Origin of the sequence: Bacillus sp. es.034, assembly GCF_002563655.1 — a bacterium.
Lineage (GTDB): Bacteria > Bacillota > Bacilli > Bacillales > Bacillaceae_B > Rossellomorea.
Genome location: NZ_PDIY01000001.1, coordinates 2,682,897 through 2,706,244 on the forward strand (window position 1 = coordinate 2,682,897; position 23,348 = coordinate 2,706,244).

The window sequence follows — 23,348 nt, forward strand, 5'->3', positions numbered from 1 at the left end:
TCTTTTATTCAATTTGTATCCGCTTTCCTGATTCCTTGTTTACTTTTACTGATAATAAACCATCTTTATAGGAAGCTTTCACATTCTTTTCGTTAACGATTCTTGGAAAGGATACGGTCCTACTGCTTTTTCTCATGGATTGCTTTCTTTTGATTGTCTGGTGCTTTTCATTTTCTTCTGAATATATTTCTTTATGGGTCACAGAAATCGTGATGTACTGAGGAAACACATCGAGTTGTATTTGCTCTCTGTTTACACCGGGAAGTTCGGCAGTGACGAGATAATGATCGTCGGCTTCACTCAATTCAACGGGGAATGAGCCAAATGGGTTGGCAGAAGATGTGAAGAATTCATCGATACTTTGTAACATGCCTTTCATCGGTCTTTCATGGAAGAATTCATTCATGGAATGCATCAGGTCACCAAAACCGCCTTTGTTTGAATCCTTGGACATTTGTATGCTCCTTTCACGCAAACGTATTCATCCTAGCCTATGCCACACCCACGAAAATGTGCATTTGTCCTATACAATTAATAAGAAAGAAGAAAGTTTGTCTTTTCCCTCGCCTCATTCCCTTTTGGAAAAGGATGAATATGGAAAGGTGGTTTTTTTACTTTAGTTTCGAACATAGATTCGGTAAAATGGGTAGTAGAGGTGATAGAGATGTTCAAGAGGAACAACCTTCAGCAGTTGATAGAATATTTTAAGAAGGATCCCGATTTTAATAAACAGATTGTTCATTGGCATACCATCGATGAAAAACCGGCCCAATTGGTAGACTTGCCACTTGAAATAGATGAAAGAATTAAAGAAGCGTTGCATAAGAGAGGGATGGAAAAGCTTTATACCCATCAAAGTTCGGCTTTCCACCTTGCCATGGAAGGGAAAAGTTTCACAGCCGTCACACCAACCGCTTCCGGTAAGACGCTTTGCTATAATCTCCCTGTGCTTCAAACCATTCTGGATCAGCCGGATTCCCGGGCATTGTATATATTTCCTACGAAGGCACTTGCCCAGGACCAGAAGAGTGAGCTGAACGAAATCATCGCAGAGGCCGAGGTTTCCATAAATAGCTATACATATGACGGGGACACAGCTGCAAATATCCGTCAAAAAGTAAGGAAGGCCGGACATATCGTCATTACAAATCCTGATATGCTGCATTCGGCGATCCTTCCTCATCATACGAAATGGGTGTCACTGTTTGAGAACCTGAAATACGTCATTATCGATGAACTTCATATATATAGAGGGGTGTTTGGATCCCATGTCAGCAATGTGATCAGAAGATTGAAACGCATTTGTGAATTCTACGGAGCGTCACCCGTATTCATCTGTACATCGGCAACGATCGCCAACCCAAAAGAACTGGCGGAGCAATTGACAGGAACGGAAATGAATTTAATCGACAATAATGGGGCGCCAAGTGCAAAGAAACATTTCGTTTTCTACAATCCCCCCATCGTCAATAAACCCCTCAATATCCGTCGCAGTGCAACGCTCGAGGTAAGGAGAATCGCTGGCGAACTATTAAAAAATAAAGTGCAAACCATCATATTTGCGAGAAGCAGGGTACGGGTGGAGATCATTCTAACCTATTTACAAGAGTTGGTGAAAAGTCAATTAGGTGCGAAATCGATCAGGGGCTATCGGGGAGGATATCTTCCCACGCAGCGAAGAGAAATTGAAAAAGGCTTGAGGCAGGGTGACATATATGGGGTCGTCAGTACAAATGCCCTTGAACTTGGTGTCGACATCGGCCAATTGCAAGTATGTATCATGACAGGATATCCCGGCACGATCGCAAGTGCCTGGCAGCAGGCAGGAAGGGCAGGGAGAAGACATGGTGAGTCCTTGGTCATCATGGTGGCGAGCTCCAGTCCACTGGATCAATTCATCATCGAACACCCGGATTATTTCTTTGAACAGACTCCTGAAACCGCACGGATCAATCCTGATAATTTAATCATTCTCATCGATCATATCAAGTGTGCTGCTTATGAGCTGCCCTTCAGGGAAGGGGAGCAATTTGGCAGGCATGAAATGAAAGATATACTGGAATTTCTCGCAGAAGAGCGGGTCGTTCATAAAAATGGTGACAAGTGGTACTGGATGAACGATGTGTTCCCTGCACATAACATCAGTCTTCGTTCGGCATCACAGGAAAATGTCATCATCATCGATCAAACCGATATTTCAGCCGTGAAGGTCATCGGGGAAATGGACCGTTTCTCAGCCATGACATTACTTCATGATGAAGCGATCTACTTACATCAAGGTGTTCAGTTTCAAGTGGAGAAGCTGGACTGGGAGGAAAAGAAGGCATTCGTAAGGGAAGTGGACGTGGATTATTTTACGGACGCCAATCTCGCTGTCCAATTAAGGGTACTCGAAACAGACAAAATGAGAGAATCAGACATGTTCGATGTTGCATACGGAGATGTGACCGTTCAAGCGATGGCCACGATTTTCAAGAAAATTAAATTCGATACCCATGAAAATATCGGATCAGGTCCGATTCATCTACCTGAAGAGGAGCTCCATACAAGTTCCAGCTGGATATCATTAAAAGACGCTGACTCTTTCAGCCAGGAAAGACTTGAAGAGGGGCTTATCGGGGCTTCCCAAAGCCTGAAATCGATCATCCCATTATTCGTTATGTGCGACCCGAGTGATATTTTCGTTGTGCCACAAATCAAGGCTGCCCATAACGAGCTGCCCACCATCTTTATTTATGACCGCTATCCCGGTGGTATCGGGCTCAGTGAAAAGGTATATGAACAGATAGAGAAGATTCTTGTTGAAACGACTTCCATGATTGAACGATGCCCGTGTCAAAGCGGCTGTCCATCCTGTATCGGAATGGAGCATTCCATGGATTCGGCCAAACTCGATTCATTGAAACTTCTTCGTCAATTCCTTCAATGAAAGATGGAAGGAGGGAACCGATATGTCATTGAAAAATAAATTAACAAGAATGAAAAAGCATATTATCCGGGAAGAAGACGGGGAGCCTGCAGCACGACCTGCAGACCATTCAGCGGATCTGCCCTTTTGGGATCTATGGGAAGAAAATGGAACGACTGCGTATTATATTGATGATGATTTCTGCCTGGTAAAGGAAAAGCGTTATCCCATCAATCACCAACATGGGGATTACACGTTCAAGGATTTTATAAAAGCCGTTGATGCATGGCAGGGGTTTACAGGTGACCATCCCCTGTCTTCCAAAGGGCTTAGTCATGAAGATCTGTTTTTTTTCGATACGGAAACGACGGGACTCGGCGGAGGGGTAGGAAATACCATCTTCCTGTTGGGACATGGAAGGGTGACGGATAAAGAAGTGATCGTCACGCAGCACTTCCTGCCGCAACCGGGAAGCGAGATCCCTTTATACCACAGCTTCTTGAGCAATGTGGATTACAATACCCTGGTGACGTACAATGGAAAAGCCTTTGATTGGCCCCAGGTCAAGACAAGACACACCCTTATTAAGGATCATGTACCCAAACTGCCTGGATTTGGTCATTTCGACCTTTATCACGGTTCCAGAAGACTCTTTAAGCATAAATTGGATTCCGTCAAGCTCATGAACGTAGAACGAAACATCCTTGGGTTTAACAGGATTGATGATGTACCCGGATACCTTGCTCCCATGATTTATTTTGACTATATCGAGCGTAGAGATCCTGAAGGGATCTTCAAGGTCATGACCCACAACGAGCTGGATATATTATCCCTCATCACGCTTTATACCCACCTGACGTTTCAGCTCATGAACGTCCATGACAAGGCGACAGGGCATGAACGGTTCGAAGTTGGCAGATGGCTCGAATATACGGGTAACAGGAAAATAGCCAAGGAACGCTACGAGGAAATCATTAAAGAGAATGAAGAGCCGAACTTTAGGGCAGTGCACCAGCTTGCCCTTCAATATAAAAAAGAAAAGCAGGAAGAAAGGGCGATTGAGTTGTGGGAGGGCATCTGCGAGAACGCACCTGTTCCCATACGGAAAGTGGTCCTGTTGGAATTGGCCAAATTGTATGAGCACAAAACAAAGGACCTACAGCGTGCTCTGGAGATGTGCAATCGACTTTTGGCACTGACGGAAAAAACAGGGGAAACAAAAGGGAAGCACCTCACAATAATAGGAAATCTGAATCACCGAAAGGCTAGGATCGAGAATAAAATAGACAAACATATAGGTTTTGTTACCCGGAGGAGCGAAGAGAAAAATTTATAGAGTGAAAGTGGTTCCATCTTCTTATTTTTATATTGAGAATTTTCAAAAGTAGATGTAAAATAATTAATTGTGTTGAAAATTTTTTATGAAAAAAGGAATGATGAAAGTGAACCGTGCTATCTTAATTTTGTTCTTTGTCGTCATTGGTTTAACAGCCTTTGTTTTTACCAATTATTCACAAAGTTTATATAGCTTAATGTAAGTATTCGGAAATAACTCCCTAAAAATAGGTATTTGCATTAGTACATGTACCCTCTTCCTTTCATAGGCTATAAGTGTAATCACTAAGAGATGAAAGGAGAGCGTTTCTATGTATAATAGACCAAGACCCAATCAAGTACTTCCAGCTGTCATGCACCCTACGAAATGTTGTGTGAAACATACATGCCACACCTATGAGGTGCCACACATTCACCCTGCTCATACGACAAATGTAAATAATGTGATGTATCAACATAAACATTATTTCCCTCAAACTCAATCTCAAGTAGACAGTGTGTCACACCAGCATTTTAACTGTGGTGGGGGACCAGGAGGCCCTGGAGGCCCAATTGGCCCAGGAGGACCAGGAGGCCCGGGATTTGGACCTCGTCCAAGACCGCCATTCGGACCATACGGTATGGGAAGATAATATCATCATGATATCAGAGGGATGATTCTAAAGACTGGATTCAGTGATACAGTGCCCTGCACTGTATCGCTTTCCTAAGGAGGATGCAGTCTTTACGGAGGCATCTCTTCTTTTTTTATGCCGGGATATCCCGATATGGATATTTCCCCGTCTCAGAAATCCGTGAAATATGATACAATAGAGTGAGAAGGTTTGGGGTACGCTAATAAAAGGATTCAAAGGTACCCAAAGTTTATTAAAGGGGTTTTCCATGTGGGGAATGTAGCATGCATTACTGGATATAAATCCTTTGAATTAGGAATTTTCAAGCAGGATGACAAAGCGGTTTATTACATAAAGCAAGCATTGAAGAAAGAACTGGTATCACTCCTGGATGAAGGATTGGAATGGGTCCTCATCAGCGGGCAGCTTGGCGTAGAGCTCTGGGGGGCAGAAGTTGTATTTGAGCTTCAGGAAGACTACGCTGATCTTAAACTTGCCGTGCTCACCCCTTTTATTTCTCAGGAGGAAAACTGGAACGAACAGAATAAGGAATACTATGAACTGATACTTTCTCAAGCTGACTTTGTCGAAACCATCTCGAAGGATCCTTATAAGAATCCTCAGCAGTTTCGTAACAAGAATCAATTATTTTTACACAAAAGCGATTCGTGTGTGATCCTGTACGATGAGGAAAAAGAAGGTTCGCCTAGATATTTCTATGAAGATGCGAAAAAAAAGAAACAGTCCGAACCATCTTTTGACCTCAGGGCAATCAGCTTCCATGATTTACAGTGGATCGTTGAAGAGGAACAGTGGAAGTCAGACTGAAGAATCATAACTTAACGAGGCTTTTTTAGAGGGAATGGAATCACTGAAGTATGAAATACGATTGACAAATTGACGGTTATTTGAAAAAATGATAGTGATAAATATAGAGGTGAATAGAATGATCTCAGATAAAGTGAAGTTAACGGCTAAGGATATTCTCGAAAAAGAGTTCAAAAGTGGAATGCGGGGATATAAGCCGGAAGATGTGGATAAATTTTTAGATTTGATTATTAAAGACTATGAAACCTTTCACCAGGAGATAGAAGACTTACAGCAGGAAAACCTGCGACTGAAAAAGCAGGCTGAGGGTGCTCTGAAGCAACAGCGTTCAGCGGCTCCGCCTCAACAGACCGGAACCACGAATTTCGATATTTTAAAACGTTTATCTAATTTAGAGAAACACGTTTTTGGTAACAAATTATACGACTGATTTTTCCAGTTGAATGTTTTGGGGAATTACCGTATAATTAGGTATTGCTGATCCTTAATGGTGTTTGGGTAATCGCTGCAACGATTCGTTGTAGAGGAAAGTCCATGCTCGCACGGTGCTGAGATGCACGTAGTGTTCGTGCCTAGCCAATTCATAAGCTAGGGCAGTCCAACCCGGGCTGACGGCAGGGAAAACACCTACGTCCTTACGGATATGGTGTGACTACTTTGAAAGTGCCACAGTGACGAAGTCCTGTTAGAAATGGCAGGAGTGGAACGAGGTAAACCCCACGAGCGAGAAACCCAAATTTGGTAGGGGAATCCTCTCAAAGGAATTGAACGAAGAGAGGGACAAAGGAATTTCCTTTGTAGATAGATGATTACCACCCGAGTACGAGACGAACAGTCGCCTGCAGTACAACGGAACAAAACATGGCTTACAGAACACTATTACGGGATAAGAGCAATATGGATTAAATAATGCAAGTGACTGATACATGCAGGTAATACACTGCTCTTTTGTATCAGTCCTTTTTATTTTACAGCAAACAGGACCATACTAGTGATAGTGGCATATTTATGAACGGGGTGACAAAGATGAGTACATATACGTTAATCGCAACGTCAGCGATGGGCTTAGAATCCATTGTTGCCAAAGAAGTGAAGGAATTGGGGTATGAGTGTCAGGTCGAAAATGGGAAGGTCATCTTCAAGGGAGATGAAACGGCGATTGCACGGGCCAATATGTGGTTGAGAACCGCTGATAGGATCAAAATCCTTGTCGGTGAGTTCAAGGCTTATTCCTTTGACGAACTATTTGAAAATACCAAGAAGCTTCCCTGGGAGGATTTTCTCCCTGTAGATGCAGAGTTCCCCGTGCAGGGGAAATCCGTCAAATCAAAACTTTACAGTGTTCCGGACTGTCAGGCTATCGTGAAAAAATCGATAGTGGAACGACTGCGAACGGCCTACAAGCGAACGTCCTGGTTGGACGAAACCGGTCCTCTATTCAAGATTGAAGTGGCCATCCACAAAGATGTGGCTAGCATCACCCTGGATACAAGTGGTCAAGGTCTCCATAAACGGGGATATAGAATCGGTCAAGGTGAAGCGCCTTTAAAAGAAACGCTCGCAGCTGCCCTGATTCAATTAACGACCTGGAATCCCGACCGTCCCTTCGTGGATCCATTCTGCGGTTCAGGGACCATTGCCATCGAAGCTGCGCTGATCGGGCAAAATATCGCTCCCGGCTTCAATCGTGAATTTCTGTCGGAAGAGTGGCCCTTGATGCCTGCCGGTGTGTGGGAGAAGACGCGTCTGGAAGCCGAGGATTTGGCAAACTATGATCAGCCCCTTGAAATACTCGGAACGGACATTGATCATCGTATGATTGAGGTTTCCAAAGAGAATGCTTTAGAAGCAGGACTAGGGGAGCTGGTGAAATTCAAGCAAATGCAAGTCAGGGATTTTACTTCCGAATTAGAGTACGGCATCATCGTCGGAAATCCTCCATACGGAGAACGTCTGGGTGAACGAAAAGAAGTAGAGAAAATGTATCAGGAAATGGGAAGAGCCTTTGAAAAACTGGATACCTGGTCCCTCTACATGCTGACGTCCCATGAAAACTTTGAACAATGCTACGGGAAACAAGCTACAAAAAAACGCAAATTGTTCAATGGATTCATAAGGACAGACTATTATCAATTCTTCGGGCCGCGCCCCCCAAGAAAGTAATATTATAGGATTGTTGGAAAAAGATGATGAAGTTCAGAATAACCCTTTCACTTCCTGCGTATAATAGTTCTATCATTTTTAGAGGAGTGAAAGAGGATGGACCATTCTTTCATCGATTTCCACAAAATCTATCAAGCCTTACAAAGCTCTATTTCTTCCATTACAGGTGAAGAAGCGGAGGCCGTACAACTGGAACTCCATGAAGCATCAAAAAAACTGGATCAAGCATTTCAATATGAATTATTGAAAAAAAAGAGAATATACGACTGAGTGCACTCTTGAAAAAGATAGGGACATCCATACAACTGGTAGACTCACCCTTTGTATGGAGTCTCTTTTCTTTTGGGTATAGAATGTACTCGCTTACTATAGAGAGTCTTTGAAATAAAATATCGGTTACACCTTTCCAATAAGAAAGAATTCTAGTAAATTAGAAATATTGTGTCATGCAGGAGGTTCATATGAGAAGAAAATTACCATTCGAATTAACCAAGGAGCAATCCTTTTATGAAGCATTATCCGATTGGGTCGGGGATGTTTTTTATGATATATTGCCGGAGAAAGGGTTTGATCTCCGGGATGAACAGGTTTTCATGGCCTTTCAACTAAATCAGGCATACAAGAATAAGCAGGTCATGTTTGCAGAAGCAGGGGTTGGAACCGGTAAAACCCTTGTGTATCTGTTATATGCCCTTTCCTATGCAAGGTATACGGGAAAGCCTGCCATCATCGCTTGTGCGGATGAAACCCTCATCGAGCAGATCGTCAAAAAAGAAGGGGATATTGAGAAGCTTGAGAACGCCCTGGATTTGGACATCGATGTCCGTCTTGCAAAATCGAGGGAGCAATACCTTTGTATCAAGAAATTAGAAGAAAATGCTTCTCAAAATGAAGCCTATCAGGATATGTGGGAAGAATTGCCGGGCTTCGTCCATGATAATTCCTCCATGAGGAGCTTCAGTCATTACGGGGATCGTAAAGAATATTCCGGGTTGTCAGATGAAGAGTGGAATTCTGTAGGCTGGGACTCCCTTCAGGACTGCATGTCCTGCGCCTATCGTCATCGCTGCGGACTTACCCTTCATCGTGAGCATTACCGGAATGCGGCTGACTTGATCATCTGTTCCCATGACTTTTATATGGAGCATATATGGACGAAAGACAGCAGAAAACGGGAAGGTCAGCTGCCGCTTCTTCCGGAAGCAAGCTCAGTCGTCTTTGACGAAGGGCATCTGTTGGAATTTGCTTCACAGAAAGCGATGACCTACCGGATGAGGATGGAGACTCTTGAAGGATTGTTAGAAAAGCTGTCTTCATCTGATATGAGGGAGGAGACTCTTTATATCATTGAAGATATCATGCTCGACAATGAAAAGTGGTTCGAGCTTCTGGAGAAAGAATCTCAAGGGGAATCTGGATCCGACAGGCAGTATATCACGCGCTCAGAAGCGATTTTGCAGCAGGCGAGGTCTCTTACAGAAAAAATCGAGAACCTGCTGAATGAGCTTGTTTTTGAAAGCGAAATGTATGTGATGGATGATTACCTGTTAAAAGTAGTGGAAGAATATCTCGAACAGATTCAGTATTCTTTGAAACTGTTTTTAGATGATGAAAAAGGAATCTACTGGCTGGAAACATCTGAGGAAGAACACACCTTCGTGGTAATGCCGAGATTAGTAGAGGAAATTCTAAAAGAACACGTTTTCAGTCAAAACATCCCATTTATCTTTTCTTCAGCTACCCTTTCGTATAATGGGGACTTTTCTTATGTGTCACGATCGCTGGGGATCGAGACATATGAAAAATTTTCAGTGGCATCCCCTTATGAATATGAGGAGATGATGAAAGCACATATTCCCTCATTGGATTCCGGAGTACATTCCAAAAATCAATATGTTTGGGATAAATTACAGAGTAATCAAGGGAAATCCCTGATTCTTTTTACATCCAAGGATGAGATGAACGCCTTTAGGGCCTATCAGATTCAGCAGGCGGCTCAAAGCTTTGGTGTCATCTATGAAGGTGACCGTGAGATCAGTGATACGGTGGAACAGTTCCAGCAGGAAACGTCTACGGTCCTATGTTCTTATCACCTATGGGAAGGATTGGACGTGCCGGGGGATTCCCTTTCACAAGTGATCATTTACTCACTTCCATTCCCGCCAAAAGACCCCGTCTTTGATGCGAAACGAAAGCATGCCATCCATTCCGTGGAAGAGGTGGATCTTCCTTACATGATGCTTCGTCTGAGACAGGGAATCGGACGCTTGATTCGGACAAGTGAAGACAAGGGGAGCGTCCACGTTCTGTTGAATGATGATGAAACCCTGTATAAAGAATTGGCAGAGTCCGTCCTTCCCGTTGGAATCGAAGTGTTGAACGTATAATAGAGTGAAATCGAAACCGCCTGAATGGGCGGTTTTTTAAATCTTTCTGAACCCAAGTTGCCAGAAAAATATGATAAAATAGATTGAATGTTAAAAAAAGGGGGCTTTTTGAATGAAAGAATCAATACTAGAGACTAAAAATCAATTTCATGAATATGCAAAAAAAATGTCGGCCTACAACGAAGCACTTGGCTTGATGTTCTGGGATTTACGTACAGGCGCACCAAAAAACGGGGCAGAACAACGGTCAGAAGTGATTGGGATGCTTTCATCTGAGCTGTTCGAGATGTCCACTTCCAATGAAATGGCTGCTTACTTAGCGAAACTATCTCCAGTGATGGATCAGCTGGATCCTATGACACAAAAACTAATAGAAGAGTGTCAAAAAGAGTACGATCGAAATAAAAAGATTCCCGCCTCTGAATACAGGGAATACGTGGTACTACAGTCGAAAGCCGAAGGGAAATGGGAAGAAGCGAAAGAAAAAGCGGATTTTGATATGTTCAAGCCTTATTTAGAAAAGCTTGTGGCTTTTACAAAACGCTTTATTGATTATTGGGGATACGAAGATAATAAATACGATACATTACTCGATATGTATGAGCCGGGTGTGACGGTAGAGGTATTGGATAAGGTATTTGGAGATCTTCGCGATCAGATCGTCCCACTTGTACATAAAATTTCCAATTCGGAAAATAAGCCAAAAACCGATTTCCTTTTTGAACATTTTCCAAAGGAACGTCAAAAGGAGTTCAGTTTGAAAATTCTTGAGCAAATGGGTTATGACTTCAATTCAGGAAGACTGGATGAAACGGTCCATCCGTTCGCGATTGGTTTGAACCCTGGTGATGTAAGGGTAACAACTAAATATGACGAAAAGGATTGGAGAACAGCCGTCTTCGGAACGATCCACGAGGGGGGACATGCCCTGTATGAACAGAATATTTCTAAGGATTTGATGGGCACACCTCTATGCACGGGAACATCCATGGGTATCCATGAGTCTCAATCCCTTTTTTATGAAAATTTTGTGGGCAGGAATCATTCTTTCTGGAAACAAAATTATTCGTTATTGAAGGATTATTCAACGGGACAGTTTGATTCTGTCGAATTGGATGATTTCTACAGAGCGATCAATGAATCAAAGCCTTCCTTGATCCGGATCGAAGCCGATGAATTAACATATGCCCTGCATATCATCATCCGCTATGAAATTGAAAAAGGATTGTTCAATGATGAGATTGAAGTGGAGGATCTCCCTGAAATATGGAATCAGAAATATGAAGAGTACCTAGGTATCCGTCCTTCCCATAATGGAGAAGGTGTCCTCCAGGATGTCCATTGGGCCGGTGGAAGCTTTGGTTACTTTCCGTCATACGCGCTCGGGTATATGTATGCTGCACAGTTAAAGCGTGCGATGGTAGAAGATATTCCTCATTATGAAGAGCTCCTGGAAAAAGGGGATCTTGCTCCCGTGAGAGAATGGTTGACTGAGCATGTTCATCAATGGGGCAAGATGAAAAAACCGCTTGAAATCATCAGGGAAGTGACTGGAGAAGGGCTCAATGCCCAATACTTGGCCGATTATTTAACGGAGAAGTATTCAAAGGTATATTCCTTAAATTAACTATTGGAGGCAAGAATCATGGATATTAATGTAGCATCACTAGAGGATAAATTGCTTGTTGGAATAGGCTGGACAGGTCCATATGGAAGAGGGTCCGAGATCCCGAGGCTATTCACGAAGTTTCAACAGATGATCCCATCCATTCACCATATAAATGGAGATGAATGCATATACGCACCATTCCATGATAGGGCGACTGATTTTACGTATTATTGTACCGTTGAGGTTGATCGTGTGGAGAAGCTTCCACCGGGGTTGGTGGAACTGTCACTTCCTGCAGGTGAGTATGCACACGCCCTTTATGAAGGGCTGTCGACGGAAGTGGAGCAAGCCTATTTCGCCATCTTTAATTGGATTAAAGAGAATGGGTATGAAAAAGACTACTCCAGACTGAGTGTAGAGAAATATCTATCCCAGGACCGTGAAATCAACGAAACGGAAGATAGAAGGAAATTAGAGCTGTTTGTCCCAATTAAACAGAAATAGTAAGGAGGCTGCTTCATTGAAGTAGCCTCTTCCTATGCTTGTCACCACATTTTATAGCCTTTAGAAGCAGGTGGGGCATTTTGGATCATGTCGATGAATGGGACGGTGTAGGCGACGAGGATGAGGGCGGCCAGGATGGTTAACCAGATCCGCCAGTTCTCGAGAGCCATCGGGGTCCTTTCGGCTGTATCAGCCGTTTCACCGACAGGGAATTCCTCCTCTCCCTTGGGAGCGAAGAATGCCAGGTTGATAAAGATGTATAGAACGAGAATGATACCCATGAAAAGGATCGTGCCCCCGATCGCCTGTGCGATTTGGTAGGGAATCCAATCCAGTGCCTGTGGAGCATCCCCATAAGTGGAGTATGAAGATCTTCTTGGTGCACCCAGTAAACCAACCGCATGCATAGCCCCAGACATGATGCTCATTCCGACCGCCCATACAATGGCCTGTACGATGGCCAACTTGTTCATTGCTTTCGTTAGGACACGTCCTGTCAGATGAGGGACAAGCCAATAAGCAATCCCAAAGAAGGTCAAGACGACAGATGTAGCCAGTGTTAAATGAAAGTGACCTGTGACCCAAATCGTATTATGGACCACCTGATTCATTTGATTGGATGCATTGATCAATCCGCCTGCCCCTGCAGGGATGAAAGCAACCATTCCGATGAACGGCACTGTAAAGCGGGCGTCACCCCATGGAAGCTTCTTGAACCAACCGAATAATCCCGTAGCCCCTTTGCTTCTCCCGTACATTTCAAATGTAGCGAACAAAGAAAATGCTGTCATCAGGGAAGGGATGACCACCATAAACGTCAGGGTCACCTGCAGGAACTTCCAATAAGCATCAATGCCAGGCTCAACTAATTGATGGTGAAATCCGACCGGTATCGAGAATAGAAGGAAAAGGATAAAGGAAAGACGTGCCAGGGAATCCGAAAAGATTTTTCCTCCGATGATTTTCGGAATGATCACATACCATGCCATATAAGCGGGCAGCAGCCAGAAATAGACGAGTGGGTGGCCGAAATACCAGAATAAGGTACGGCTGACAAGTACGTCGACCCTGTCCACCAGACCAAGAGACCATGGGAGGAGCTGAAATAATACAGTCCCTGCAACCCCGATGGTGGCAACAATCCATAAGACGGTGTTGATGATGCTCATGAAAGTGAGCAAAGGGCTCGGCTGTCCAGGATGTTCTTTTCTCCAGCTCATATATTTCATGATCATCCCTGCGCCGCCAAGCCAGCTGCCTACCACTACAAACGTCAATCCTAAATAAAAGATCCAGTGGGCCATGAGGGGAGCATAAAATGTGTAAAGGACCGTAGCTTCATTTAATAAAATCATGACTGCAGCCATGATCGTCCCGAGAAGCATGACCCAGAATCCCAGCCACCCCATAAAGCGGGATTTTCCAGAATAGGTTCCTGACGTGCGGGAAATGGCCGCATGCTGAAATCCGAGAATAAAGAATGTCGTCAGTACCAATCCGAGTAGTACCCCGTGAACAGTCAATACTTGATAATAACCGATACCTGCAGGTAAAGTGAATCTGCCTGAGCGGACCAAAACCTGTAACAGGCCGGCGAGTCCACCTAATGCCAGAGCAGCAAACCCCACGTAAATGTGAGCCATGGCCAGTGCAGCATCCTTTTTATCAATTCTCACAAATGGTTTCATCTAGTCCACCACCCTTAACATAGATATCATCGTGTGATGACCGACACCACAGTATTCATTACATACAATGAGGAACTCTCCAGCCTTGTCGAGTGTAGTTGTGTATTCACTGACAAATCCCGGTTCAAGCATCATATTGATATTGGTTCCTGCCACTTCAAACCCATGCACAACATCCTTGGTTGTAGCCGTGATTTTCAGTGTCGATCCTTTAGGGATTTCAATTTCCCCAGGAGTATAAAGAAAAGCGGATGCCACAAATACCAATTCATAATCCCAAGCCTTTCCTTCCACTTTTTTAAGTCCGGGTTCGTTAAAAGGAGCTATTTTGTCCACCTGCTCCGGATTGACGTATGCCTTTGCGCTTGGAGGCTGATGCCCCTGGTGAAAAGCACTGATACCCAATATGATTAAAAATAAGATAAGAGACCCTGTTCCCAGTGTTAACCACCATTTCTCATAGCGATGCATATGCATATAAATCACTCCTTAAATTAAAAACGATTAAGAAATAGCAAGAATACCCCAAGCCATGTAAGGACTAGAAAACCTCCTAAAAATAATACCGAAGTAAATGTACCTTTTAATGAAGTGGGTTCCTTGATTTTCACTTCCGTTTTTTGATGTAATTCCGGTTTTCCCATTCCACTCATTCCTTCCATCGATTATTCACTGATTCCATAGTTCAATCATAAGCGGGTACACCTATATGAATCTGTGATAAATGTCACACCTGAAGAGGTGGTTTGTGAAGAAAGTGTGAAATGATTAAAAAATAGGCAATCGGGAGTGTTCATTCTCTTGAACTGATGCATAAGGTGTAGGAATGAAGAGGAAGGTGGCGATCAAATGGAAAAATATTATTGTAAACAATGCTGTCAAATCTTTTCTGATAAGATGATGTGTCCTCAATGCCGGGTGCCGGTCGAAGCGAAGATACACATCGAGGTCCATCATCAGCATGGGAAAAAGAATCATCGATGAGACTTTAAAAACGTGCTGTGCTAAAATAAAGAAGATTCGAATAACAGATAAGGCGGTGGGGAATTTGTTTGCTCCTTCATTTTCACTAAAAGGTAAATTGGCCGTTGTCACAGGTGCCGGCCGGGGAATTGGGCGTGCACTCAGTATTGGATTAGCGGAATCCGGATCCGATGTAGTCCTGTTATCAAGAACCAGGGATGATTTGGAAGAAACGGCGGGTGTAATCGAGAAGCTAGGGAGGAAGGCTCATATCCTCCCGACAGATGTGACATCACGTGACGACATAAACAGGGTGATCACCTACATAGAAAACAATGGCTTGTCCATCGATATCCTGATCAATAATGCCGGGATGAATATACGTTCGGCAGCGCTTTCGGTAACGGATGATGAATGGCAGAAAATCATGAATACGAACTTGAAATCTGCCTTTATGATGAGCCAGGAAGTGGGAAGGCATATGAAAGAGAGGGGCCGGGGGAAAATCATAAACATTGCCTCCGTCGCCGGCCACGTTGCCCTCAGGACCGGGGTCGTATATGCCTCCACGAAAGCAGCCATGATTCAAATGACGAAGGTATTAGCCATGGAATGGGGAAAGTACAATATTAATGTGAACAGTATCGGTCCATGGTATTTCAAGACACCATTAACAAAAGAACTTCTGCAAAATGAAGAGTATGTAAATGATATACTGTCAGTGACTCCTTTGAAAAGGATCGGTGAGCTCGAGGAATTGGTGGGCCCGGCGGTATTCCTTTCATCGGATGCCTCAAACTATATTACCGGACAAACCCTTTATGTAGACGGTGGGATGACGATCAACGGTTTTTGAAATCTTTCAGGATAAAAGGCTAACCTCTCTCTCAAGGTTAGCCTTTTATCTTTTTGCTATTCAATCATTAGTATCACTAAAAAATCGCCAACATTTTCAATGGAAATCGGCAGTTTCAAAGCTTTGTCAAAGCCATACATCTTTGATTGCCCCACAATGACGGTCGGGGGTGTAATATCGAGTGAATGACCGGCTTGGGCAAGAAGAGTAGCAAGATTCCCTGCAATCATATTCCCAAGCTCGCCCGCGAATGACTCAAGCATTTCCCCTTCAAGGGGCATTCCAAACATGGATGCTCCCAAACCTTGAAAGCTCTCTTCTTCACCATCAATGATCATTCTTCCTCTTACGTCACCAGTGAACCCGATGAGTACACCGATCTTATGCTGACTGAACGGCTCCGTCAGCAAAGAGGGTTTTAAAACAGTAACACTCAAAGGGATGACTCCTTTAATCGCTTCTACTGAACTATTAAGTATATCGGTGACACTTTTAGTTAAAATCATGTCGTATCCTCCAGTATTTTGTCACTATAATCATACCATATGAACTAGGAGGAAAGGATGGTATTTTCACACCTTAGTCATACTAAAGGGCTATTTTCCGGGAGGGGTTTATAAAAAAACAATAACCTCACTCCATACATGATTTATGCCATTGTGGAAAAGCTATCCTTATATGGAAGTGTAAGGAGTGGTCGTGCATGCCAAAAATACTCTCAGTGGAAACTGAGATCCCGTCAGTTAAAATCACGCAAAATGAAGCCGCAGAATTTGCAAAGCAACTGTTTTCTTCGAGTTTTAAAGATATAGGACGTCTCATAAATGTGTTTCAAAACGGTGAAATAGAAAGCCGTTACTTCGTAAAAGGTCTGGAGTGGTTTTCCAAGGAGCATACCTTTCAGGAAAAGAACGATGAATTCATCCACTATGCCGTAGAATTGGGGAGTAAAGTGATCCATAAGAGCCTTTCCCGTAATAGGCTCTCAATGGGAGATGTCGATGCCATCATCACCATATCAACGTCTGGTCTATCAACCCCGAGTCTGGAAGCCCGAATCATGAATAGGCTTCCATTCTCTCCCCATACCAAACGAATTCCGATTTGGGGTTTGGGATGTGCAGGGGGGGCGTCAGGATTATCAAGGGCGTATGAGTATTGCTTAGGCTTTCCAAAGGCAAATGTTCTTGTTCTTTCAATCGAACTATGTTCATTGACCTTTCAACACGGAGATCGTTCAAAGAGCAATTTGATTGGGACGTCCCTTTTCGCTGATGGTGTGGCATGTGCCCTTGTCTGCGGGGATGACAGCCCGGCATTAGACGGCGTCAGGCATCCCTTGCCAAAGATCTTTGCCACCCAGTCGACGCTGCTCCAAGATTCCTTGGATGTTATGGGATGGGAAGTGAAGGAAAATGGATTATATGTTGTATTTTCCAAGGACATTCCCACATTGGTGCAAAATTGGCTACGTCCCAATGTAGAGGGATTCATTGAAGCGAACGGGATCGGGCTCCGGGACATTAAGCATTTTGTGGCCCACCCAGGCGGAAAGAAAGTGATTGAGGCATACAGGGATGCTTTAGGAATGGATGAAAGTATGACAACTGAATCAATGAAGGTGTTGAAGGAATATGGGAACATGTCCTCTGTCACGATTCTATATGTCCTCAAAGAATTTATGGAAAAAGGCTGTGAACAGGGGGATATCGGCCTCGGCACTGCTTTGGGACCAGGGTTCAGTTCCGAGCTTTTGTTGATGAGGTGGGAATGATGCTATATTTTGTATTGTTTTTCTCGGTGTTGATGATTCAAAGGCTGGTGGAACTCTATATCGCAAGATCGAATGAAAAGTGGATGAAGGAGCGTGGCGCCAAAGAATACGGACAGGCTCATTATAAGCTGATGGTCGTCATCCATATTGCATTTTTCATTTCCCTGCTCATAGAGGGGGGGATCTTTCACTCAGGGGTCAATCGCTATTGGCCGTTATTGCTTGGTGGTTTTATCCTGACTCAGCTCGGGAGGATCTGGTCGATCGCTTCCCTCGGGAAGTATTGGAACACTAAGATCATCATACTCCCCCAGGCAGAAGTGGTAGCTAAAGGTCCCTATAAACACTTGAAGCATCCAAACTATTTGATTGTAACGCTTGAGTTCCTGATTGTTCCATTGCTATTTCAAGCCTATTGGACCCTTTTCATCTTTGCCTTATTAAATCAATTCATTCTTTCAATCCGAATCCCACTCGAGGAACACGCCTTGAAGGAGGAGACGGAGTATGAGAAGGTCCATCTCAATACGAGGGGATGGATTCCCCTATTCAAAAAAGAAAAATGATTTTCTTATTGAAAATGATTATCAACTTTGATAAGATTCTAATTGAAGATGAAAATTATTCTCAAGTACAAGTATCTTTATAAAAGGGTGGGGACAAGAATGGTATGGTTTTTGATATTGTTTACTGTAGTAGCGTATGGCTTCATGATGAAGTATGTTTTATCGAATGTAATGAAGAATCCGGCACAACGGAAGAACATATCTTCATACCAGACGAACTCGAAATCTTTTGTTCATTCAAACTTAATCGCAACGGAATCAACACGATAAACAGGGCCTTCTTCTTCGGAAGAGGCTTTTTTATTTTGTCTTTTCCCTTCATCCTATCCTTCGCATATACTGTTATCATTCTAAGAATCCCCCTTTCCGGTAGGATTTCGTAGAGAATTTGATTCAAATACGATAAAATAAAAACGTTATCATTCTTCTTAAGTGCAGAAAGGAATTAGATTAGACTATGAGTCAGATTGAACATAAAAGTACACATTTACATACTACGTTAAAACAACTTACGGCTTACTACGACATCTTCCTACAGAACGGGGATGGGGAGAGGGCCGGAAAGGTAGAACGGCTTGCGGAAAAGTTGAACAATCATGAATTAATCCTTGCTTTTTGCGGCCATTTTTCCGCTGGCAAGTCCACGATGATCAACCGGTTGATGGGGGAAGACATCCTTCCATCCAGTCCGATTCCGACCAGTGCGAATTTGGTGAAGGTGCATCACGCACAAACGGACTTTGCGAAAATCCATTATCATCAATCACAGCCATTATACTTTAAGGCGCCGTACGATTTTGAGACTATTAAGGATTTTTGTAAAAACGGGGAAGACGTATACTCTGTAGAAATCGGACGGAAGAGAAGTGACGTACCTGAAGGGGTTTCCGTTTTGGATACCCCGGGAGTTGACAGTACGGACGATGCCCACAAATTGTCTACGGAATCGGCGATTCACCTTGCCGACGCAGTCTTCTATGTAATGGATTATAACCATGTCCAATCACAGGTGAATTTTGAGTTCACCAAGGAAATGGTACGTCATGGCGTAAAATTGTATCTGATTGTGAACCAGGTCGATAAGCATCAGGAGGAAGAATTATCTTTCACCGATTTCCAGGAAAGCGTCAAGAATTCATTCGCCTCTTGGGGTGTAGTACCTGATGGCACGTTTTTTACCAGTTTAAAACATCCCGACCATCTTAACAATGACCTTGAAAAATTGAAGGCCCTGATTGATGGCCAGGTCAAACAGAAGGATGAACTGATCGAAGACTCGGCAGTCTCGGCTATTTCGCAATTGCGATCTGAACATGAGAAATGGTATGAGGAAGAGCTTGAAAAACTTGAGGATAGAGCCCTGGATTTCTTTACAGAGGAAGAATGGGAAAATAAAGACTCCATTCTTCAAAAAGAGAAAAAGCTCGTCGACACACTGGCAAAAAATAACGTTGCATCCATAAAAGGGCAATTCGAAGAAGAGCGAAGGGGAATCCTCAAAAATGCTTATTTAATGCCTTTTGAAACAAGGGAATTAGCAAAGGAATTCCTGGAAAGCAGACAACAGGACTTCAAAATAGGCTTCCTGTTCTCAAAGCAAAAGACAGAAGAAGAAAAAGCACTGAGACTACAAAGGTTTAAAGAGGATATCAACTCTCGCATCGAATCTCAACTCGAATGGCACTTAAAGACACTTGGTAAAAATATCGTGAAAGAATATATCCCTTCATCGGATCAACGTGTGGAATGGGACCGATTGAGCCTTGAAGTGGACGACCGCTTTCTTGTGGATTTAATTAAACAGGGGGCAGGAGTGTCGAGTAATTATGTTCTCCAATACTGTGATGATCTTTCTGAGGAGTTGAAAAGAAAAGCAAGAAATGAAACGAACGGGTTGATTGAAGGACTGATAACCGAAATTGAAAACTCATCCTCGGAAGAGAATGCTGGCATGGAAGAAGAACTCGAGGAGCTTCAGAAAAAAACAGGCATCATTTATAAATGGAATTCACTCAATGAAGAGATGGACGCTCAAATCAGAAGATTGACTAAAGCGGAAGTTGATCCAAACCGTGCGGAGACGATTATGTCAGAATGGACCTTGAAATGGAAAGAGAGAGAAGAAACCTATAAGCTTGCTTCCGACGTGGTTCTGGATCGTAAAGAGGACGCGGGACATGAACGTGACAAAAGTCAATCCGAGGACATTAGGGAGCAGCTCTCTTCAAAGGAAGAAGCGATTCACCGGTTAGAAACGATGGCAAATGTGTTCAGGAAGTACAAGGGGTTTACCAACATGGCACATCTTTTGGACGGTAAGAGGGAGCGCCTCTCGAATCAATCCTTTACCATTGCATTATTCGGTGCATTCAGCGCCGGGAAATCATCGTTTGCCAATGCCCTGTTAGGAAGAAAAGTACTTCCGGTGAGCCCGAATCCCACCACTGCCTCCATCAACAGGATTAATCCGGTATCGGAAGAGTGTGAGCATGAAACGGCCCATGTACACATCAAAACCGGTGAACAGCTAATGACAGACATCAACCATTCCCTTTCGTTTTTTAATCGGAATGCATCTTCCCTGGACGAAGCCGCGGAAATGATACCTGATTTATCGACTGAAGGAAGCGGTAAAGAAAATGTCCATCTTTCTTTCCTTCAAGCCTTTCTAACAGGGTATCCTGCATTTAAGGACATCCTCGGCAGCAGGAGGAAGGTCGATCTTGAAGAATATAAAGGATATGTAGCCGATGAGACGAAAGCTTGCTTTGTGGAGTCCATCGATCTCTATTTCGATTGTGATATAACAAGACAGGGGATCACCCTCGTCGATACACCGGGTGCTGATTCCATCAATGCCCGCCATACAGGTGTTGCTTTCGAATACATCAAGAATGCCGATGCGATTCTTTTTGTGACCTATTATAATCATGCATTTGCCAAGGCTGACAGGGAATTCCTTATTCAATTGGGACGGGTGAAAGACACCTTCGAATTAGATAAAATGTTCTTTGTCGTCAATGCCATCGACCTTGCAAGTGATGAAAAAGAAAAAAATGAAGTCATTGAGTACGTGGAAGACCAATTGATTCAATATGGAATCCGATTTCCAAGGATTTTCGGAGTATCATCTCTTCAGGCACTTAAAGAATCCGGATCTCATCAATCTGGTATGGATGTATTCAAGAAGGAATTCCAAACCTTCATCCAGAATGAATTAGTGAGCATGAGTATCGAATCCGCACTTGGCGAGTGGGAGAGAGGGCTGAAACGTTTTCAACAATATCTCCACTCAGCTTCAACTGAAAAGACGTATCGGCAATCAAGGAGGAAGGAGCTTCTGGAGCGGAAGTCCGGGGTTGAAACCATTATTGAAGGCGTATCCCCTGAGCCCCTTACAGTGGAGATGTTGCAGGAATCCAGGGAGCTCGTGCACTATGTAAAACAAAGAGTGTTTTTCAGGGTGCCTGATTTCTATAAGGAAGCCTTTCATTCCGGGTTATTTCTACAATATCACTCCCAATCCCAAGCCATCCGTGAAGGGTTAAAGGAGTTTTTATCAAGTATCGGGTTTGATCTTGCTCAGGAGATGAGGGCTACCTCCCTACGTATTCAGCAGTTCATTCAGAAGCAGCTCCGTGATCAATGGGTTGCCCTGGAAGAAAAAATACAGCGGGTTGAACATGATTTGCTCCTGTCACCATTGGATTATAAAAATGAAACAAGCATCGAATTTGAGAGCGCTTTTAATCAAAAGGAACTGCGGCCATTCGAAGAAGCTTTCTCTACCTTCAAGAATCCAAAGCAATTCTTTGAAGGAGGCGGAAAGAAAGTGGTGCAGGAAAAATTGGAAGCACTGCTTCAAGAACCTGCAGACAGATACCTGACACAGGAACGGTCAAGGTTGGACACCTGGGGTCAATCCTATTTGGAAGAGGAATTTAAGTTGCTCAAAGAAGAGCTGCTAAGTCAGGTGACCGATCAGATTACATCCTATCTTGAAGCCCTCGAGACCGTCCAGGATCTGGATCAGCTGAAACGGGATTTAATGCTTCTCGAAGAGGCTTGAGGAAAAGAAGGAGGACATCCACAGTGAATCCTTATCATTGCTGTGCTACCTGTATTCACATTAGAGGAGTGAAGAAAGAGCAGAAGACCTCTTATTATTGTTCACGACTAGGCTATGAGACCAAAACCACCTATCAGTTTTCTTGTTGGGAACCGAAGGAAGAAGTGCTGAAATTGATGAAGAAGAGGGGGATGAAACCATGAGTGTGCTGGTAGATGCGGAGTGGCTTAATGAACATGTGGACGATGGGAATGTAAGAATCATCGATTGTCGTTTTTCGTTAGGGAATCCAGCAGAAGGACGGGAAAGATACAATGAAAGCCATATTCCCGGTGCCGTCTTTTTCGACCTTGAAAAGGATTTATCCGGCTATGCGAAGAAACACGGGGGACGACACCCTCTCCCGAATATGAAGAATTTCCTGCGAAAAGTGGAGGATGCGGGAATCGATAATCAAACAACCATTGTGATCTATGATGAGAGGGAAGGGGCTTTTGCGGGCAGATGCTGGTGGTTATTCCATTATATCGGTCATGAAAATGTCTATATCCTGAGTGGTGGATTTGCCGCGTGGAAGAAGGGTTCTCTAAAGACGGAATCCGCCGTTCCCCATTATCCTGCAACAAATTATCATCCGAACGTTAATGACGGCATCTTGGCCACTTTGGATGAGGTACGAGCCATTGCAGATGGAGATAGGACTACCCCGTTGATTGATTCCAGGAGCAGGGAACGGTTCACTGGTCGGGAAGAGCCGATCGACCGTATTCCGGGCCATATTCCCGGCGCGATCAACTTTCCATGGACGGAAGGGATGAATGAAGGGTATTTCCTTGGATCCGATGAGCAGAAGGAACGCTTCTCAATGCTTAAAAAAGATGAGCCCGTCATTGTCTATTGTGGATCTGGTGTTACAGCAACCCCAAACTTCATTGCTCTTAAAGAAGCCGGATTTACCAATGTGAAGCTATATGTAGGAAGCTATAGCGATTGGGTTTCGTACGAAGAACACAAGGTGGAAAAAGAATAATGCGGAGTAGCCCATTGGAAGAGATTCATCACTTTTCCAATGGGCTATTTATGC

The 23,348-nt window shown here is 43.6% G+C and carries 21 protein-coding genes and 1 other RNA gene; 17 read left to right on the forward strand and 5 right to left on the reverse strand.

Features of this window, described 5'->3' with window-relative positions; all coding sequences use genetic code 11:
- Positions 1 to 4: 4 nt before the first annotated feature.
- Entirely contained in the window at positions 5 to 454 is a 450-nt protein-coding gene (locus tag ATG71_RS13680; RefSeq protein WP_098440056.1) for an Hsp20/alpha crystallin family protein, read from the reverse strand.
- Between the two features lie 210 nt (positions 455 to 664).
- On the opposite strand from ATG71_RS13680, the gene ATG71_RS13685 reads away from it, so the two are divergent.
- From ATG71_RS13685 to ATG71_RS13730, 11 genes are all read left to right on the forward strand, one after another.
- The gene (locus ATG71_RS13685; RefSeq protein WP_098440057.1) at positions 665 to 2,929 is read left to right on the forward strand and encodes a DEAD/DEAH box helicase; all 2,265 of its coding nucleotides are present in this window, start codon (positions 665 to 667) and stop codon (positions 2,927 to 2,929) included.
- Between the two features lie 22 nt (positions 2,930 to 2,951).
- Positions 2,952 to 4,244: a ribonuclease H-like domain-containing protein gene (locus tag ATG71_RS13690; RefSeq protein ID WP_098440058.1), complete on the forward strand. Its 1,293-nt coding sequence runs from the start codon at positions 2,952 to 2,954 to the stop codon at positions 4,242 to 4,244.
- A gap of 352 nt (positions 4,245 to 4,596) precedes the next feature.
- Positions 4,597 to 4,875, forward strand: a complete 279-nt coding sequence (locus ATG71_RS13695; protein ID WP_286163134.1) for a CotD family spore coat protein — start codon at positions 4,597 to 4,599, stop codon at positions 4,873 to 4,875.
- Positions 4,876 to 5,127: 252 nt separating this feature from the next.
- Entirely contained in the window at positions 5,128 to 5,685 is a 558-nt protein-coding gene (locus ATG71_RS13700) for an SLOG family protein (RefSeq protein ID WP_098440060.1), read from the forward strand.
- Between the two features lie 118 nt (positions 5,686 to 5,803).
- The gene (gene gpsB / locus ATG71_RS13705) at positions 5,804 to 6,115 is read left to right on the forward strand and encodes a cell division regulator GpsB (protein ID WP_034758475.1); all 312 of its coding nucleotides are present in this window, start codon (positions 5,804 to 5,806) and stop codon (positions 6,113 to 6,115) included.
- Between the two features lie 60 nt (positions 6,116 to 6,175).
- Positions 6,176 to 6,559, forward strand: an RNA gene (gene rnpB / locus ATG71_RS13710) — RNase P RNA component class B.
- Positions 6,560 to 6,711: 152 nt separating this feature from the next.
- Positions 6,712 to 7,848, forward strand: coding sequence for a THUMP domain-containing class I SAM-dependent RNA methyltransferase (locus ATG71_RS13715; protein WP_098441826.1), 1,137 nt, complete (start codon positions 6,712 to 6,714; stop codon positions 7,846 to 7,848).
- A 96-nt stretch (positions 7,849 to 7,944) separates the two neighbouring features.
- Positions 7,945 to 8,118 (forward strand): hypothetical protein, encoded by a 174-nt coding sequence (locus tag ATG71_RS23405; RefSeq protein WP_179886536.1) that lies wholly within the window; start codon positions 7,945 to 7,947, stop codon positions 8,116 to 8,118.
- A gap of 191 nt (positions 8,119 to 8,309) precedes the next feature.
- A complete protein-coding gene (locus tag ATG71_RS13720) occupies positions 8,310 to 10,235 on the forward strand; it encodes an ATP-dependent DNA helicase (RefSeq protein ID WP_098440061.1) in 1,926 nt (641 codons plus the stop codon).
- Positions 10,236 to 10,347: 112 nt separating this feature from the next.
- Positions 10,348 to 11,862, forward strand: coding sequence for a carboxypeptidase M32 (locus ATG71_RS13725; protein WP_098440062.1), 1,515 nt, complete (start codon positions 10,348 to 10,350; stop codon positions 11,860 to 11,862).
- 18 nt (positions 11,863 to 11,880) lie between these two features.
- Positions 11,881 to 12,348: a GyrI-like domain-containing protein gene (locus ATG71_RS13730; RefSeq protein WP_098440063.1), complete on the forward strand. Its 468-nt coding sequence runs from the start codon at positions 11,881 to 11,883 to the stop codon at positions 12,346 to 12,348.
- 41 nt (positions 12,349 to 12,389) lie between these two features.
- On the opposite strand, the gene ATG71_RS13735 is transcribed toward ATG71_RS13730, so the two are convergent.
- Together ATG71_RS13735 and ATG71_RS13740 are read right to left on the reverse strand one after the other, a co-directional pair.
- Positions 12,390 to 14,036 (reverse strand): b(o/a)3-type cytochrome-c oxidase subunit 1, encoded by a 1,647-nt coding sequence (locus ATG71_RS13735; protein ID WP_098440064.1) that lies wholly within the window; start codon positions 14,034 to 14,036, stop codon positions 12,390 to 12,392.
- Positions 14,037 to 14,513 carry a cytochrome c oxidase subunit II gene (locus ATG71_RS13740; protein WP_098440065.1) on the reverse strand — a complete coding sequence of 159 codons (477 nt, stop codon included), beginning with the start codon at positions 14,511 to 14,513 and terminating at the stop codon, positions 14,037 to 14,039. It abuts the gene before it with no gap.
- Between the two features lie 372 nt (positions 14,514 to 14,885).
- On the opposite strand from ATG71_RS13740, the gene ATG71_RS23765 reads away from it, so the two are divergent.
- Complete coding sequence (locus ATG71_RS23765; RefSeq protein ID WP_286163002.1) at positions 14,886 to 15,020, forward strand: hypothetical protein; 135 nt, start codon at positions 14,886 to 14,888, stop codon at positions 15,018 to 15,020.
- 64 nt (positions 15,021 to 15,084) lie between these two features.
- Positions 15,085 to 15,855, forward strand: coding sequence for an SDR family NAD(P)-dependent oxidoreductase (locus ATG71_RS13750; protein ID WP_098441827.1), 771 nt, complete (start codon positions 15,085 to 15,087; stop codon positions 15,853 to 15,855).
- A 56-nt stretch (positions 15,856 to 15,911) separates the two neighbouring features.
- Here the strand turns inward: ATG71_RS13750 and ATG71_RS13755 are convergent, their stop codons facing one another.
- Complete coding sequence (locus ATG71_RS13755; RefSeq protein ID WP_098440067.1) at positions 15,912 to 16,361, reverse strand: chemotaxis protein CheX; 450 nt, start codon at positions 16,359 to 16,361, stop codon at positions 15,912 to 15,914.
- 197 nt (positions 16,362 to 16,558) lie between these two features.
- On the opposite strand from ATG71_RS13755, the gene ATG71_RS13760 reads away from it, so the two are divergent.
- Together ATG71_RS13760 and ATG71_RS13765 are read left to right on the forward strand one after the other, a co-directional pair.
- Positions 16,559 to 17,629: a type III polyketide synthase gene (locus ATG71_RS13760; RefSeq protein WP_098440068.1), complete on the forward strand. Its 1,071-nt coding sequence runs from the start codon at positions 16,559 to 16,561 to the stop codon at positions 17,627 to 17,629.
- Positions 17,629 to 18,195, forward strand: coding sequence for an isoprenylcysteine carboxyl methyltransferase family protein (locus ATG71_RS13765; protein WP_098440069.1), 567 nt, complete (start codon positions 17,629 to 17,631; stop codon positions 18,193 to 18,195). Before ATG71_RS13760 ends, ATG71_RS13765 begins: the two co-directional genes overlap by 1 nt.
- Positions 18,196 to 18,337: 142 nt before the next feature.
- Here the strand turns inward: ATG71_RS13765 and ATG71_RS23410 are convergent, their stop codons facing one another.
- Positions 18,338 to 18,544 (reverse strand): hypothetical protein, encoded by a 207-nt coding sequence (locus ATG71_RS23410; RefSeq protein ID WP_098440070.1) that lies wholly within the window; start codon positions 18,542 to 18,544, stop codon positions 18,338 to 18,340.
- 108 nt (positions 18,545 to 18,652) lie between these two features.
- On the opposite strand from ATG71_RS23410, the gene ATG71_RS13775 reads away from it, so the two are divergent.
- Together ATG71_RS13775 and ATG71_RS13785 are read left to right on the forward strand one after the other, a co-directional pair.
- Positions 18,653 to 22,264: a dynamin family protein gene (locus ATG71_RS13775; protein ID WP_098440071.1), complete on the forward strand. Its 3,612-nt coding sequence runs from the start codon at positions 18,653 to 18,655 to the stop codon at positions 22,262 to 22,264.
- A 205-nt stretch (positions 22,265 to 22,469) separates the two neighbouring features.
- Positions 22,470 to 23,294 carry a sulfurtransferase gene (locus ATG71_RS13785; protein WP_098441828.1) on the forward strand — a complete coding sequence of 275 codons (825 nt, stop codon included), beginning with the start codon at positions 22,470 to 22,472 and terminating at the stop codon, positions 23,292 to 23,294.
- The last annotated feature ends 54 nt before the right edge of the window (positions 23,295 to 23,348 follow it).